General features: G+C 70.0%; 16 protein-coding genes. 6 read left to right on the top strand and 10 right to left on the bottom strand.

Annotated features, from left to right (window positions below; genetic code table 11):
• Window positions 1-234: 234 nt before the first annotated feature.
• The 3 genes from STRAU_RS27650 to STRAU_RS27660 form a co-directional block, all read right to left on the bottom strand.
• Complete coding sequence (locus STRAU_RS27650; protein WP_037662284.1) at window positions 235-972, bottom strand: polysaccharide deacetylase family protein; 738 nt, start codon at window positions 970-972, stop codon at window positions 235-237.
• 81 nt (window positions 973-1,053) lie between these two features.
• Window positions 1,054-1,524 (bottom strand): cyanase, encoded by a 471-nt coding sequence (gene cynS / locus STRAU_RS27655; RefSeq protein ID WP_016643707.1) that lies wholly within the window; start codon window positions 1,522-1,524, stop codon window positions 1,054-1,056.
• Between the two features lie 118 nt (window positions 1,525-1,642).
• Complete coding sequence (locus STRAU_RS27660) at window positions 1,643-2,245, bottom strand: carbonic anhydrase (protein WP_016643708.1); 603 nt, start codon at window positions 2,243-2,245, stop codon at window positions 1,643-1,645.
• 137 nt (window positions 2,246-2,382) lie between these two features.
• Here STRAU_RS27660 and cynR point away from each other — a divergent pair, with 137 nt between their 5' ends.
• Together cynR and STRAU_RS27670 are read left to right on the top strand one after the other, a co-directional pair.
• Window positions 2,383-3,276 carry a transcriptional regulator CynR gene (cynR, locus tag STRAU_RS27665; RefSeq protein ID WP_016643709.1) on the top strand — a complete coding sequence of 298 codons (894 nt, stop codon included), beginning with the start codon at window positions 2,383-2,385 and terminating at the stop codon, window positions 3,274-3,276.
• 105 nt (window positions 3,277-3,381) lie between these two features.
• Window positions 3,382-4,329, top strand: coding sequence for a bile acid:sodium symporter family protein (locus STRAU_RS27670; RefSeq protein WP_016643710.1), 948 nt, complete (start codon window positions 3,382-3,384; stop codon window positions 4,327-4,329).
• Here STRAU_RS27670 and STRAU_RS27675 read toward each other — a convergent pair.
• The 3 genes from STRAU_RS27675 to STRAU_RS27685 all read right to left on the bottom strand — a co-directional run bounded on the left by STRAU_RS27675 (window position 4,301) and on the right by STRAU_RS27685 (window position 6,500).
• Window positions 4,301-4,771 (bottom strand): DoxX family protein, encoded by a 471-nt coding sequence (locus tag STRAU_RS27675; RefSeq protein ID WP_016643711.1) that lies wholly within the window; start codon window positions 4,769-4,771, stop codon window positions 4,301-4,303. The two genes, STRAU_RS27670 and STRAU_RS27675, sit on opposite strands and share 29 nt — an antisense overlap.
• A 141-nt stretch (window positions 4,772-4,912) precedes the next feature.
• On the bottom strand, window positions 4,913-6,307 hold the full coding sequence (locus tag STRAU_RS27680; RefSeq protein ID WP_016643712.1) for a CynX/NimT family MFS transporter: 1,395 nt from the start codon (window positions 6,305-6,307) through the stop codon (window positions 4,913-4,915).
• 10 nt (window positions 6,308-6,317) lie between these two features.
• Window positions 6,318-6,500: a hypothetical protein gene (locus tag STRAU_RS27685; protein ID WP_016643713.1), complete on the bottom strand. Its 183-nt coding sequence runs from the start codon at window positions 6,498-6,500 to the stop codon at window positions 6,318-6,320.
• A gap of 73 nt (window positions 6,501-6,573) precedes the next feature.
• Here STRAU_RS27685 and STRAU_RS27690 point away from each other — a divergent pair, with 73 nt between their 5' ends.
• Together STRAU_RS27690 and STRAU_RS27695 are read left to right on the top strand one after the other, a co-directional pair.
• On the top strand, window positions 6,574-7,512 hold the full coding sequence (locus STRAU_RS27690) for a LysR family transcriptional regulator (protein ID WP_037662286.1): 939 nt from the start codon (window positions 6,574-6,576) through the stop codon (window positions 7,510-7,512).
• 277 nt (window positions 7,513-7,789) lie between these two features.
• Window positions 7,790-8,851, top strand: a complete 1,062-nt coding sequence (locus STRAU_RS27695; RefSeq protein WP_037662289.1) for a hypothetical protein — start codon at window positions 7,790-7,792, stop codon at window positions 8,849-8,851.
• A gap of 67 nt (window positions 8,852-8,918) precedes the next feature.
• Here the strand turns inward: STRAU_RS27695 and STRAU_RS27700 are convergent, their stop codons facing one another.
• Both STRAU_RS27700 and STRAU_RS27705 read right to left on the bottom strand, forming a co-directional pair.
• Window positions 8,919-9,581 carry a response regulator gene (locus STRAU_RS27700; protein WP_016643716.1) on the bottom strand — a complete coding sequence of 221 codons (663 nt, stop codon included), beginning with the start codon at window positions 9,579-9,581 and terminating at the stop codon, window positions 8,919-8,921.
• Window positions 9,578-10,705 (bottom strand): sensor histidine kinase, encoded by a 1,128-nt coding sequence (locus tag STRAU_RS27705; RefSeq protein ID WP_037662291.1) that lies wholly within the window; start codon window positions 10,703-10,705, stop codon window positions 9,578-9,580. The genes STRAU_RS27700 and STRAU_RS27705 overlap by 4 nt, the downstream gene beginning before the upstream one ends.
• 232 nt (window positions 10,706-10,937) lie before the next feature.
• On the opposite strand from STRAU_RS27705, the gene STRAU_RS27710 reads away from it, so the two are divergent.
• On the top strand, window positions 10,938-11,333 hold the full coding sequence (locus STRAU_RS27710; protein WP_016643718.1) for a DUF6223 family protein: 396 nt from the start codon (window positions 10,938-10,940) through the stop codon (window positions 11,331-11,333).
• A gap of 85 nt (window positions 11,334-11,418) precedes the next feature.
• On the opposite strand, the gene STRAU_RS27715 is transcribed toward STRAU_RS27710, so the two are convergent.
• Window positions 11,419-11,811 (bottom strand): nuclear transport factor 2 family protein, encoded by a 393-nt coding sequence (locus tag STRAU_RS27715; RefSeq protein ID WP_016643719.1) that lies wholly within the window; start codon window positions 11,809-11,811, stop codon window positions 11,419-11,421.
• A 104-nt stretch (window positions 11,812-11,915) separates the two neighbouring features.
• Between STRAU_RS27715 and STRAU_RS27720 the strand changes: the two genes are divergently transcribed.
• Window positions 11,916-12,359: a MarR family winged helix-turn-helix transcriptional regulator gene (locus tag STRAU_RS27720; protein ID WP_016643720.1), complete on the top strand. Its 444-nt coding sequence runs from the start codon at window positions 11,916-11,918 to the stop codon at window positions 12,357-12,359.
• 539 nt (window positions 12,360-12,898) lie between these two features.
• On the opposite strand, the gene STRAU_RS42530 is transcribed toward STRAU_RS27720, so the two are convergent.
• Complete coding sequence (locus tag STRAU_RS42530; protein ID WP_158692136.1) at window positions 12,899-13,261, bottom strand: hypothetical protein; 363 nt, start codon at window positions 13,259-13,261, stop codon at window positions 12,899-12,901.
• Between the last annotated feature and the right edge of the window lie 102 nt (window positions 13,262-13,363).

The raw sequence follows: 13,363 nt of genomic DNA on the forward strand, positions 1-13,363 counted from the left end.
GGGAGCCGGGCAGCAGGAAGTGGCCGCCCGGCGGGACCGGGACGGCGAGCGCGGATTCAGCAGGGAAAGGGCGCCGCCGTCAGCGGGCGGAGCGGACCTTCTGCGACCAGATACCTCGTGCCATGCCGATCAAGGTAACAGCGCCGGCGCGTCGCGGGCCACCGGTTTTCGCTGTCGCACGGCGGACCTGCCCGCCTCCTTTTGACCGCTGGTGGGAGGCGGGGCGCACCTCGCTCACTCCTCAGTCACCAGGAACTCGCGCAGATCCACGACCCCGTACCCCTTCGCACCGATGGCGTCGATGATGCGGGGCAGTGCCTGGGCGTCGAGCACGATCCCGTCACTGGTGCTGCCCACATGCATCTGGATGATCGCGCCCGGGGCGAGGGCGGCGATGGCCCGTTCGACCACCCGCTCCACGGTCATGCCGCGGCCCGGCCCGAGGTAGCCGTTGGTGTCGGTGGTGAACTCGATCGCCGCGTAGCCGAGACGGTTGACGTCGGCGACCGACGCAGCCGTGGTGGAGCTGTAGGGGAAACGGAAGAACGGCAGCGGCTCGGTCCGCGCCGCGGCCCGGATCGCCCTGTCGGCGCGCCGCACCTCCCGCTCCCGGGCCGTCGTACTCAGGTCGTCGAAGTACGGGTGGCTGTAGGAGTGGTTGCCGAGGCCGTGCTCGGCGCCCATGGCCCGCACGGCCGCGGGGCGGGCCTCGGCGAACTTTCCGGTGGGGAAGAACGTCGCCGCGAGCCGGCGGCGCCGCAGCTCGGCCAGGACAACGTCCACACCGCTCTCGTCCCACGCCGCGTTGAAGGTCAGCGCGACCACCTTGCGGGAGGTGGGCAGACGGCGGATCTCGCGCCCCAGCAGCGACGCAGGGGGCCGGGGCCGCGCCGCGGCGGCCCGTCCCGCCGCGCACGGCGCCAGCCCCGCGCCCACCATCCCCGCCAGCACAGCCCGTCGTGTCGAGTTCATACTTCGCGAGTCTGCGTGGACGAGTCCCCCGGCTCCGCGCTCCCGTGCCGCGCAACCGGGTGATCCTCGTCCGCCAGTGCCTCAGAAGGGCTTGGTGGGCAGGTACTTGCCGTCGAGGGTGATGACGGCGCGCTCACCGCCGTCGGGGTCGGCGACCTTCCGCACGTCCAGCTTGAAGTTGATCGCGGAGATGATGCCGTCCCCGAACTGCTCGTGGACCAGGGCCTTGAGGGTGGTGCCGTACACCTGGAGCATCTCGTGGAAGCGGTAGATCGTCGGGTCGGTGGGGATGCCGCCGGGGATCGAACCGCGGGTCGGGATGGTCTGCAGCAGCATCACCGCGTCCTCGTCGAGCCCCAGCAACTCGGCGACCGCCGTCGCCGAACTCTCCGGCAGGGCGTGCTGGCCCAGGACAGCGGCGGTGACGAACGCGACCGACAGACCGGCGGTGTCCGCGATCTGCTGCCAGGAGAGGTTCTTGCGGGTCTTGGCCTCGACGGCGGCGATCGCGAGCTGCTGGCGAGCGGTGTTGTCGAACTGGGCGTGAATCATGAGGCGTTTTCCTTTGTGTGGGCACCGTCCACCGAGGCGGGGACGGCGGGTTCGGGGCGTCCGGGGGCCCGGACGAGATCAAGGGGTGTGGCCATAGGGGGAGCGAGGGGCGGGTGGGTCAGGCCGCCAGTAGCGGACGCGCCCCGGTGTCGAGTTCGTCGACGGCGCCCGTGGAGATGTCGAAGACCCAGCCGTGCAGCCGGACATCGCCGTCGGCGAGTGCGCGGGCGACCGAGGGATGGGTGGCGAGGTTGGCCAACTGCGCGGCGACGTTCTGCCGCACCAGCGCGGCGACGGCGTCCTCGCCCGCTGCCGGAGCGGTGGTGCGGGCCCGGGAGGCGTCGGCGTGGCGCAGCCAGTCGGCGATGGCCGGTGCGCCGGACAGGTCGTGGCCCTCGGCGAGGGCGGTCATGGCGCCGCAGCCCGAATGCCCGCAGACGACGATGTCCCGCACACCGAGGACGGCGACCGCGTACTCGATGCCGGCGGCCACCGCGTCGGCGCCGGGGGCGTAGGCGGGCACGAGGTTGCCGGCGGTGCGGACGACGAACAGCTCGCCGGGTTCGGTCTGGGTGATCAGCTCGGGCACGACACGGGCATCGGAGCAGCCGATGAACAGCGTGCCGGGCCGGTGGGTGGCTGCCAGGTGGGCGAAGAGCCCGGATTTGGCGGGGAAGACCTCCCGCTGGAAGCGGTCGACTCCTTCGGAGAGATGACGCACGGCCCAAACTCCCTTCGATCGGGTTGTCGGTGGGGCCCGACGTCATTCACTGTGCATGAGCTGCACCTATAGCGTCCAAGACGTGCTACCTCTGTCTGCCATCGGTGACACCTATAGCTACGTCTATAGTCGAAGTCATGAAGCCGGAGCTGCGTCACCTGCGTTATCTGCTCGCCGTGGCCGAACACGCGAACTTCACCCGCGCCGCGGAAGAGCTGCGCATTTCCCAGCCCACCCTCTCCCAGCAGGTCAGGCAGCTGGAGAAGGCTCTGGGCGTGCAGCTCCTGGACCGCACCGGCCGCTCCGTACGCCTCACGGACGCCGGGTCCGCCTATGTCCACCACGCCCGGCGCGCGCTGCGGGACCTGGCGGCGGGGGAGCGGGCCGTCCTCGACGTGCACGACCTCTCCCGCGGCCACCTCCGCCTCGCCGTCACCCCCACCTTCACCGCGTACCTCACGGGCCCGCTCGTCGCCGGGTTCTACGACCGTCACCCCGGCATCACCCTCGATGTGCGAGAGATGACGCAGGACCGCATGGAGGCCGAGCTCCTGGACGACCGGCTGGACCTCGGCGTCGCCTTCAGCGGCGCGCACCTGCCGGGCGTTGAGGCGGACACCCTGTGCGCCGAGAGCCTCAGCCTCGTCGTGGGCGCCGGGGACCCGGAAGCCGACCGCCCCGGCCCCCTGCCGGTCACTGACCTGAGGGAGCGTCACCTCGCCCTCCTCAGCGAGGACTTCGCGACGCGTCGGCACATCGACGATCACTTCACCGCTCACGGCGTTCGGCCGCGTATCGCGATCGAGGCCAACTCCGTCAACGCTCTCATCGAGATCGTGGCCCGCACTTCGCTGGCCACCGTCCTGCCGGACGCGGTGACCCGCGACCACCCCCACCTGGCTCCCGTGCCTCTCGCTCCCGCGATCCCCTCGCGCACCGTCACCCTGCTCCGCCGCGAAAGCGCCTACCGAAGCGCCGCAGTTCGCGCCTTCACGGAGCTGGCCGGCCAGTGGGCACGGTCCCTCGACTGAGACCGACGCTCACCGCTTGCGGCGCACGCACGGCCGTGGACATCGCACAGTCGCGGACATCGCACAGTCGTGGACATTTCAATCAGGCTCCTGGAGCCTGTTCCTGTGGACTCGCCGCTGACCACCTATCTGCTGCCTGTCGTCCTCGCCGTGATCATGTTCGGTCTCGGACTCGGCCTGACCGCGGCGGACTTCCGCAGGATCGTGTCCTGTCCGTGGCCGGTGGCCGTCGCTCTCGTCTGCCAGCTGGTGCTGCTGCCCGCCGCCTGCCTGGGCCTGGTCCTCGCCTTCGACCTGAGCCCGGCCCTGGCCGTCGGCATGATGCTGCTCGCGGCCTCGCCCGGCGGCACGATGGCGAACATCTTCAGTCATCTCTTCGGCGGCGACGTCGCCCTCAACGTCACGCTGACCGCCATCAATTCGGTGATCGCCGTCTTCACGCTGCCGGTTGTCGTGAACCTCTCCCTCGACCACTTCATGGCCGGTTCGGACGAGGCGCTGGGCCTGCGCTTCGACAAGACGCTGCAGGTCTTCCTGATCGTGCTGGTGCCGGTCGCGGCGGGGATGCTGGTACGGCAACGCCATCCGCGCTTCGCGGAGCGCTCCACGCAGGCGGTCAAGGTGACGGCGGTGACCGTGCTCATCGGCATCATCATCGTCGCGGTCGCCGCCGAGCGGGAGAACGTGCTCGGCTATCTCGCCGACGTCGGTCTCGTCGTCTTCCTCTTCGCCGCGATCTCCCTCATCACCGGCTACGGGGCGACCCGGCTGGCCCGCGGCGACCACCGGCAGTCCGTCGCCACCTGCTTCGAGATCGGCATGCACAACACCACGCTGTCGCTGGCCATCGCCCTCAGCCCTTCGCTGCTGGACAGCTCCCGAATGGCCATCCCCTCGGCGGTGTACGCGGTGGAGATGTTCGCGATGGCCATGGCCGCCGGTTTCCTCCTGCGCCGGATCGCGCCGCCCGAGGGCGCGGCCGACACGGCCGTAGCGCTCCCGGCGTCCACTTCCGCGAGGCGGCTCACGGGTTCTGACGGGCACGCCGACTGAGAATCAGCCGGTCCAGGGAGAGGGGGCCCGGCCCGGTGAAGACGAGCAGCAGGAACGCCCAGCAGTAGAACGCGGCGGACTCTCCGCCGTTGTCCAGGGGTATCAAGCCCTGGGAGGCATGAGTCTCGAAGTACGCGTATGCCATCTCCCCAGAACAGATCAGGGCCGCCGTACGGGAACCGAGGCCGAGCATCACCAGCGTGCCGCCCACGAGTTCGATGACAGCGGCGTACCAGATGGGCCAGGAGCCCAGAGCAGCGGTCTCGACCTCGGGCCCCGCGGCCGGACCGATCACTCCGAAGAGCGAGCCGAGGCCGTGACAGGCGAAGAGCAGCCCGACAACGATCCGGAAGAGGGAGAGGGCGTAGGGGCGTAAGGTGTCGATCCGCCTGGCGATCGCAGCAGACCGTTCCGTTGACGGGGCGGTGGATGTGGGATGCATGGGGCGTCTCCCTGTAGGGGCCAGTCGGGCGCGTGAGAACCGCTGTGCTCCACCCTCGCCCGAGGCGTCATCACCACGCGTCGTACGGCTGACGACTGCTGTCGTACTCCCTGCGTAGTACCAGGGAGGCGGGCTTCGAGTTCAGCGCGAACAGTCCGCTCCGGCGGACCGGGCGGAGGTCTCCGCGGGCCCGGTGAGATGCGCCATGTGCCCCTCCGGCCGCGTAGGGCTCATCCGTACGACGCCGGGGCGAGCGGCCAGCAGGCCGCACACCACCTCGGGCACCACCAGCAGGAGCAGCAGCCCGATCGACACCTCCCAGCCGCCGGTGACGCTGTGCAGGACGCCGAAGGCCAGCGGGCCGAAACCGGCGAGGAGATACCCGCCGGACTGGGCCATGCCCGAGAGCCGCGCCGCGACCGCGGGAGTGGGGGAGCGCAGGTTGAGGAGCGTGTAGGCGAGCGGGAACGCGCTGCCCGTGGCGACCCCGAGGATCGTGACCCAGACCCATCCGGCCCCCGGAGCAAGCAGCAGCCCGCCGAGTCCGGTCGCCGTCGTGGCGGCGACCCCGAGGACGAGTGGCCGCTGGTCGGGCAGCCGGGCCGCGACCACGGGCAGGACGAAGCCGAGAGGGATGCCGATGACCACCACGAGTGAGGTCATGAGCCCGGCGGTGGCGGGCGCGACCCCGCGATCGCGCATGATCTCGGGAAGCCACGACATCAGCGTGTAGAACATCAGCGAGGCCATGCCCATGAAGACCGTCAGGGACCACGCCAGCGGCGAGCGCAGCAGCGATCCTGCCTCCGCGTGCGCCTCCGTCCGGATCCGCGTGCGATCCTCCGCGTGCGCCTCCGTCCGGGCCCGCGTCCGATCCTCCGCGCGAGCGCTCGGCTGCTCTTGCGCGCGAGCGGTGGACGTGGACACGCGAGCGCGGGCGGCCGCCCCCGCCTGCGACCGCTTCCGCCCGCCGAGCGCGAGCGGGCACCACACCAGGGCGGCGAGCAGAGCCGGAGCCGCCCACACGGCGAGGGCGAGCCGCCAGCCGCCCATGTGGTCCAGCGGGACGGCAAGGCCCGCCGCGGCAGCGCCGCTGACCGACATCAGCATCATCGCCATGCCGGTGAGCGGTCCCACGCGGTGGGGGAACACGCGCCTGATGACCGCAGGCACAAGTACGTTGCCCGTGGCCACGCCGGCTCCGGCAAGCACCGTGCCGGTGAACAGCGCCGCCTGGGAGGGGGCCACGCGCAGCAGGACCCCGATGGTGATCAGCAGGAGAGCTCCGGTGATCGCCGTCTCCGCGCCGACCCGGCGGGCGAGCACGGGGGCCAACGCGGCGAAGACGCCCAGGCACAGCATCGGCAGGGTGGTGAGCACGCCGGCCTCGACGCCGGTGAGCCCCAACTCGTCCTGGAGCTCGCCCAGGACAGGGGGGACGCCGGTGATGGCCGCCCGCAGGTTGAGGGTCAGCAGCACCAGGCCGACGACGGTCCAGATCGCCGTGGAACGAGTGATACGGGGAGCGGAGGGCATCTCGGCGGCACTAACGACCGCAGCGGGGGCAGTGCACGTCGTGCCCGCCCGCGGCGAGCCCCTTGCCGTCAACGCCGTAGGGAACCAAGGCCATTTGGAGCCGTCCGCAGGCGCACCTGCTCCAGATCACGACGCCCTCGCTGGTGGTGTGCCGGGAAACGACGGTGGTGTTGGTGTTGGTGTTGGCGTTCATGACAGCAGGATGACTCCGGCCGAACGTTGCGGTCCATTGCATGTTTTGCAGGCCAACTGTGCAAAATCGTTTCATGATTGACCTGCGTCGACTTCACATGCTCCGCGTGGTGCACCAGCAGGGCACGGTCACCGCGGCCGCCGAGGCCCTGCACCTCACCCCGTCGGCGGTCTCCCACCACGTGCGCGAACTCGCGCGCGAGCTCAAGGTCCCCCTCCTGGAACCGCAGGGCCGCGGCGTCCGGTTGACCCCGGCCGGCCGCCTGCTCGTCGACCACGCCGACGCGCTGCTGGCCCGGTGGGAGGAGGCCCGGGCGGACCTGGAGTCCTACCGGGCGGGCATGGCCGGACCGCTGCGCATCGGAGGCTTCAACACCGCGATCAGCGGCCTGATCGCCCCCGCGGCCGGACGACTGCGGCACAGCCATCCCGACCTCCAGGTACAGGTGCGCGAGTGCGACAGCGAGGAGAGCGTGGACCTGCTGATGGCGGGCAAGGTGGATCTCGCGGTCGTGGAGCCTGTCGAGGGCGGGCCGCCGCCGGACGACGCGCGGTTCGAGCAGAGCCCCCTGCTGGAGGAGCCGCACATCATGCTGGTGCCTGCCGATCACCCGCTGGCGCGGGCGGCGTCGGTGCGGCTGCAGGACGCGGCGGCCGAGGACTGGATCGTCGCCGACCCGGGCACCTGCGACCACGCCCAGCGGGTACGGATGCTGTGCGCCGCGGCCGGGTTCTCGCCGCGGATCGCGCACGCCGCCGTCCAGTGGCCGGCGATCTGGGCGCTGGTCGCGAACGGGCTGGGCGTCTCGCTGGTCCCGCGGCTGGCCGAGGGTCCGGAGGGCCAGGCGGTGGTGCGGGTGCCGGTGTCGAGCGAGAACTTGCCGATGCGGCGGATCCTCACCTGCGTGCGCCGGGGCAGTCGGCGTAACCCGCTCATCGACCTCGGGATACGCGCGCTGGAAGAGGCGGTGCGCGACCACCGGAGCAGGGACGACTGGCCCCGATCCGCCTGACGGCGCTAACCCACTTCGGCGTGCTGATCGCATTGAGAGCGCGAGGACTCGACCCGCATCCTTTAAGCCACAACGGCGTGTTGGGGTGTCCTGGTGGCAGGACAACACACGTGATCGCGTACCGGCACACCGCCCACTGGTGAAGAGGCCGTGCTTTTCTGTCCCTGCGCTATTCCATGGCCTTTCGCAGCCGCCAACTCACCCGGTTCAGGGTTTGGTCGACATACTTGGCCGGGAACGCAATGCGTTGTCCTTGCTGCACTGCCCGAGGAGAATCATGAGACGTACCAATGGAGTTGCCCGCTTCCTGCTTTCGGCGGGACTGATGGCGACTATGGTCGGCGTCGCGGCGCCCACCGCCACTGCCGCTGAATCGGAAGCCTGCGCGTGGACGCCGGCCACCCTGCCGCTGCCCGCCGGGGCGGTGACCGGCGCGGTTTCCGCCGCTGACGGAAGCGGTGGCTACGCGGGCACGACCACGGACGGCTCGAATTACGGAAAAGACAACCACGCCGTCGTGTGGAAGAACGGAAAGCTCACCGACTACGGCTATCTCGTCGACCCCAACTACGTGAAGGGGGTCGAAATCGACGCGGTGAACGACGCCGGGACGGTCGTCGGAATCGCGCGGCGGAAGGACGGATACTACAACGCCGTACGCTCGCGCAACGGCAAGATCGAGCGCCTGCCCGAGCCGGCCGGTGCCTACGTTTCTTCGGCGAAGGGCATCAACGAAAAGGGAGATGTCGTCGGCAACGTCGGCATGGTGGTCGACAACATACTGCGCTTCCATCCGGTGATCTGGCCTGCCGACCAGCCCGGGAAAGTGGTCGCGCTGACCGGACTTCCCAACGCGTCGGCGACGGCACACGGTATCGACCAGGACGGCACCGTGCTGCTCGCGGCGGAATCCGGCAACGTAAGGGCCCCCTATCTCTGGAAGGACGGCACGGCGCGCGCCCTCCCCCTCCCCGATGGGGCTCAGAACGTCGTCACACGCGGAATATCGAACGGCCGCGTCGTCGCCGAAGTCACCACCTACAGCCCGAGTTACGCGCTGCGCGGCGTGCTGTGGGACCGCGACGGCCAGCCGCGCGTGCTGCCGCGGAACGAGGGCATCCGGGGCATCAACCGCAACGGTCAGATCCTCGGTCGCACGGACACTTCCGGCACGCAGGAGTACGGCGTGTGGCAGCTGACGACGCTCGGGTCCACGTTGAAGCAGGCATCCGACCTCGGCTTTGATCTCGCTGCGACCAGTGGCGACGGCAGCGTCGCCGGCCGGAGCTGGAAGATTCCTGACGGTCGCATCACGCCGACTGTCTGGAACTGCCGCTGAGCAGCTGACTCCGCCGGGAATCGTGGCGGCCGTGACGCGGCCGCGGTGGGCATCCTGCATCCGTTGCTCAGTGGCCGTACGGGACGACCAGGCCGGACTCGTAGGCGAGGACCACGAGTTGGGCGCGGTCGCGGGTGTGGAGTTTGGCCATCGCCCGGTTGACGTGGGTCTTGGCGGTCATCGGGCTGATCGACATGCGGTCGGCGATCTGGTCGTTGGACAGGCCCTGCGCGACCAGGGCGACCGCTTCGCGTTCCCGGCTGGTCAGCTCCGTGAGCGCGGCGCCGGTGGCGGTGGAGAGGGGCTGGGCCACGTACCGGTGGATCAGCTTGCGGGTGATGGACGGGGCGAGCAGGGCGTCGCCGCGGGCGGCGACCCGCACGGCGTGCAGGAGGTCTTCCGGCACGATGTCCTTGACCAGGAACCCGGCGGCGCCGGCGCGCAGCGCTTCGAAGACGTACGCGTCCATGCCGTAGTTGGTCAGCATCACGACGTGCACGCCGGCCAGGGCGGGGTCCGCGGCGATGCGCCGGGTCGCCTCGATCCCGTCCATGACCGGCATCTGGATGTCGATGAGCGCGACGTCGGGCAGGTGCTCCTCGACGAGTGCCAAGCCCTGCGTGCCGTCGCCGGCCTCGGCCACCACCTCGATGTCGTCCTCGAGGTCGAGCAGTGCGCGAAAGCCGCTGCGGATGAGCGGCTGGTCGTCGACCAGCAGGACACGGATCATGATCTTCGCTCCACGGGGAGTTCGGCCCGGACGGTGAAGCCGTGCTCGGCGCGCGGATGCGCGCGCAGCCGGCCGCCAAGGGCTGTGATGCGTTCGCGCATGCCGAGCAGCCCGAGGCCGGGGGACGGCACGCCTTCAGGGGTGGCCTTGCCGTCGTCGTCCACCTGTATGGCAAGGCAGTCGGCCCGGTATTCGATCCGGACCGACGCGGCGGTGGCACAGGCGTGCCGGGCGGTGTTGGTGAGCGCCTCCTGGACGATGCGATAGGCGGTCCGGGCCACCGCGGCCGGCACGTCGTGCCGTTGCCCGTCGATCGTCAGCGTCGCGTCAAGGCCCATCGAGCGGGCGCGCTCCACCAGTTCCGGGACGTCCCCGATGCCGTGCGGCGGGGCCGTGTCGTCGTCGCGCAGGGCTTCCAGGGTCGCGCGCAGTTCCCGGGTCGCCTCACGTCCGGCCGCCTGGATCGCCAGCAGGGTGTCCGGTACGTGTTCGCCGCGCCTGCGGGCCACGTGGACGGCCACCTCGGACTGCACCTTGATGATCGAAATCTGGTGGGTGAGCGCGTCGTGCAGCTCCCGCGCGATGTGCAGCCGCTCCTCGTCGGCGCGCCGCCGCGCGGTCTCCTCCCGGGTGCGCTCGGCTTCGTCCGCCCGCCGCTCGGCCTGCCGCAGTGCCTCACCGGCGGCGAAGGCGGCGATGAGCCAGGCGAGTTCGAGTACGTTCCGTGCCTGCGCGAACGCCTCGCGCGCGGGCCCGTCGTGGAACACCAGGGCCGTGAGGGGGAGGACGAGGAGCAGGGCCACGGACGCCGCCACCGCCAAGGTCCGGTGTCCGGCCCGCACGGTGCCGTACACCGCGACCAAGTACGACACGGCGAGCACCTCGAAACCGGCTGCCTGGTACCCCACCGCGCACAGGCCGGTGACAGCCAGCACGGCGATCGGAGCCCTACGGCGCGCGACCAGCACCAGACCGCCGGCCGCCAGCAGCACGGAGCCGAGCAACTCGCGCTCCCTGGCCGGGTGCTGACCGGACAACCCGGTGCCCAGCAGCAGTGCCGCCACGCTGACGGCAATTGCCCAGTCCATGACACCGGCCGGGACACGAAGACGTCCTGTGTCCATGCGAGCACCCTAGCCGGGCGCCCCAGCGGGCGAGTCCCGCCGGCGGACGAGCGGCCGACTACCGCACGTGCGGTATCCGCCCGCCGCCTGCCGCATCCGCGGCAGTCGACTGCCGTGCCGACGGCAGTCCGAAAAGACCGCACCTGCCGGACGACCGGCAGCGCGGTCGGCAGGCACGCTCAAGTCACAGCGACACCTGGGAATTCGCCACGTGCGACGGAAGGAGACTGACATGAGCGCAGCAGCGGCCCTGATGGTGGCCGCCGAGGGCGGAGCCGTCGGCGACGGGCGGACGGGGGCCAACCTGGCCCTCGGTGTGGGACTGGTCGGCGTGGCCATCGGCTGGCTGGCCCTGGCCCGCGTCGCCGGCCGATTGAGAGCGGGTATCGCCGCCCGAATGAGCATCGGCAACGCGCGCACCGGCGCCTTGTCGGCCATGGCGGCGGGACTGACCGGCATGGCACTCGCCGCGCTGCATGTGGCCACTTCCAGTGGCGGCCCCGGCACCGGCAACGGGATCGTGGGAGCCATCGCGGCCATCCCGCTGGGACTGATCGCCGTGGCACTCGGCCGGCGCGCCCTCACCCGCTCCCGACGCGCCGAGAACCCATCTCTGAACCTCCGCTGATCTCGTACAGGTGCCACGGTGGAGGGCTCCGCGTGTACAGGGCCCTCCGTCGGCGGTAGTTCGGCAGAGAGCTCGCTCCCACTTCTCAGCGGGCGCTGCCGAGGTTTCGGTCGGCCTCGGCGCCTTCGAGCATGAGGGTTACTTCCTCGATGCGGCTGAAGCGGCCGTCGGGTGCGAATTCGCCGAACAGGTAGACCTCGGTACGCACGGTGGATCCGTCCTTCTTGGTGACGTGGACCGTGTGGCGGTCGGCGTAGCGGATGCCGTCGGACAGCTCGTCGTGGACCTCGATGGAGCCTTCGGCCACAACGGTACGCAGGTGGGCGATGTGCTCGAGGAAGCCTTCACGGTCGTCCCACTGCCCGTTCGTGCGCTGACGGTAATCGGGGGCGAAGTGCCGGTCGGCGGCCTCGTGGAGGTCGAGGCCAGGGTTGAAGATCAGGTCGGTGAGCGCGGTGACGATGGTGGTTCGGTTCATGGCGGGATTCCTTCAGGGCCTTGCGTCCACAAAGTGCGTGCGTTGCGCACGCATCTGCGAGAGTGTAGCCCACATGCGTGCGTCACGCACGCTATCGTGGGGGTGTGGAGAGCAATGCGGGACGTGAGATCGCCGACGCCCTCGGCGTGCTGCTCAAGCGCAGTACGCGCGCAGGGCTGTACCGAACCCTGACCGTCGGCATGGGGGAGGCAGTGGACGAACTGACCTATCCCGTCCTCAGCGGGCTGGACAGGACCGGGCCCCGCAGCGCGGCCGACTTGGCGCGCGAGGTGGGGCTCGACCGGTCCGGCGTCACTCGCCGCGCCACCCGACTGGAGACGGCCGGACTCGTACGACGCGAACCTGACCCCGCAGACCGGCGCGCCACCCTGCTCGCCCTCACCGACGAGGGTGAACGCGCCGTCGAGATACTGCGCCAGCGCCTGTCCGACCACATCACGACCAGCCTGGCCTCGTGGCCGGCCGACGAAGCGTCAGCCTTCGCCTGTCAACTCCGTCGGTTCGTCACCGAGGGGCCATTCGCCTAGGGACTCTCTGTTAGATCCGGCCGTGAGGTGATCGTCGTGCTTGTGATCGAGTCCTGGGTGATCAATGGTGGTCGCCGCCACCGTCCCGCGCTCCACGTCCGGATACGACGCCGGAAAAGACGCCTGGCCGGAAGAGACACATCATCCTGGACCTCAAAGGTCTCCCGCGGTTCGTGATGGTCACCCCGGCCGGCACGCACGACAGCGTCGCCCCCGCGAAGCCCGTTTCCCGCTCCGGCTGATGCATCCAGGCGCTGGGTCACGCTTATGAGCCGCAGACTTACCCGGCCCTGGCCCGCGAGGCCCGTCAGATGCCCTTGGCAGGCGGTCGTCTGCTGGAGAGCGGCACCCAGCGGCTCGGCCGCAACTGCCGCGGTAAATGCCCGCATTTACCGCGGCAGCGGTCGCGACGGCCTGTGGGAACACGGCTCCTGGTCAAGGCCACGTGCCCGCGTTTACTGCGGTCGCCTGTTCCGGTCGTATTCCGGTTGGCCCTCTGCAAGGAGCAGACAGAGGCGAGGAGGATTCGGTCCCCTCGGTCAGCAGTAGACCGTTACTCCGCTCGCCCTGTCCCCGCCTTGGCCGATGGGGCGATCCGTCCCCGCCGCTACGTAGTCCCACTGATTCGGGTTGTCGTTGTAGTAGACACGGAACGAGTTCCCATGCGCCTTGGCATGGGTGAAGTAGTCGTTGAGAGGGGTGTAGCCGCAGTGCTCGATGTTCCACCAGTTGCGTCCTTCGGGGCCATGCAGCTTGTAGACGCAGGCCCTGCCGAAGTTGCACTTGGTATCCCAGAACTTTGCGCTGACATCCGCCGCAGCCGGAGCGGATGCAGTAGCCACCGCCGCCGCCCCGAGAGCAGCCGCCATAGCTGTGGTTTTGAACCATTTGTTGATGCGCATGTACAAGTCCCTTTCTGGAGGAGGCTTGCCGCCGCACATCACCGGGACGGGCCGTTCGGTTGAGTGTGATGGCGGGATGCTGCCTGTCTTCACCACCTATGG

Source organism: Streptomyces aurantiacus JA 4570, assembly GCF_000414115.1.
Lineage (GTDB): Bacteria > Actinomycetota > Actinomycetes > Streptomycetales > Streptomycetaceae > Streptomyces > Streptomyces aurantiacus_A.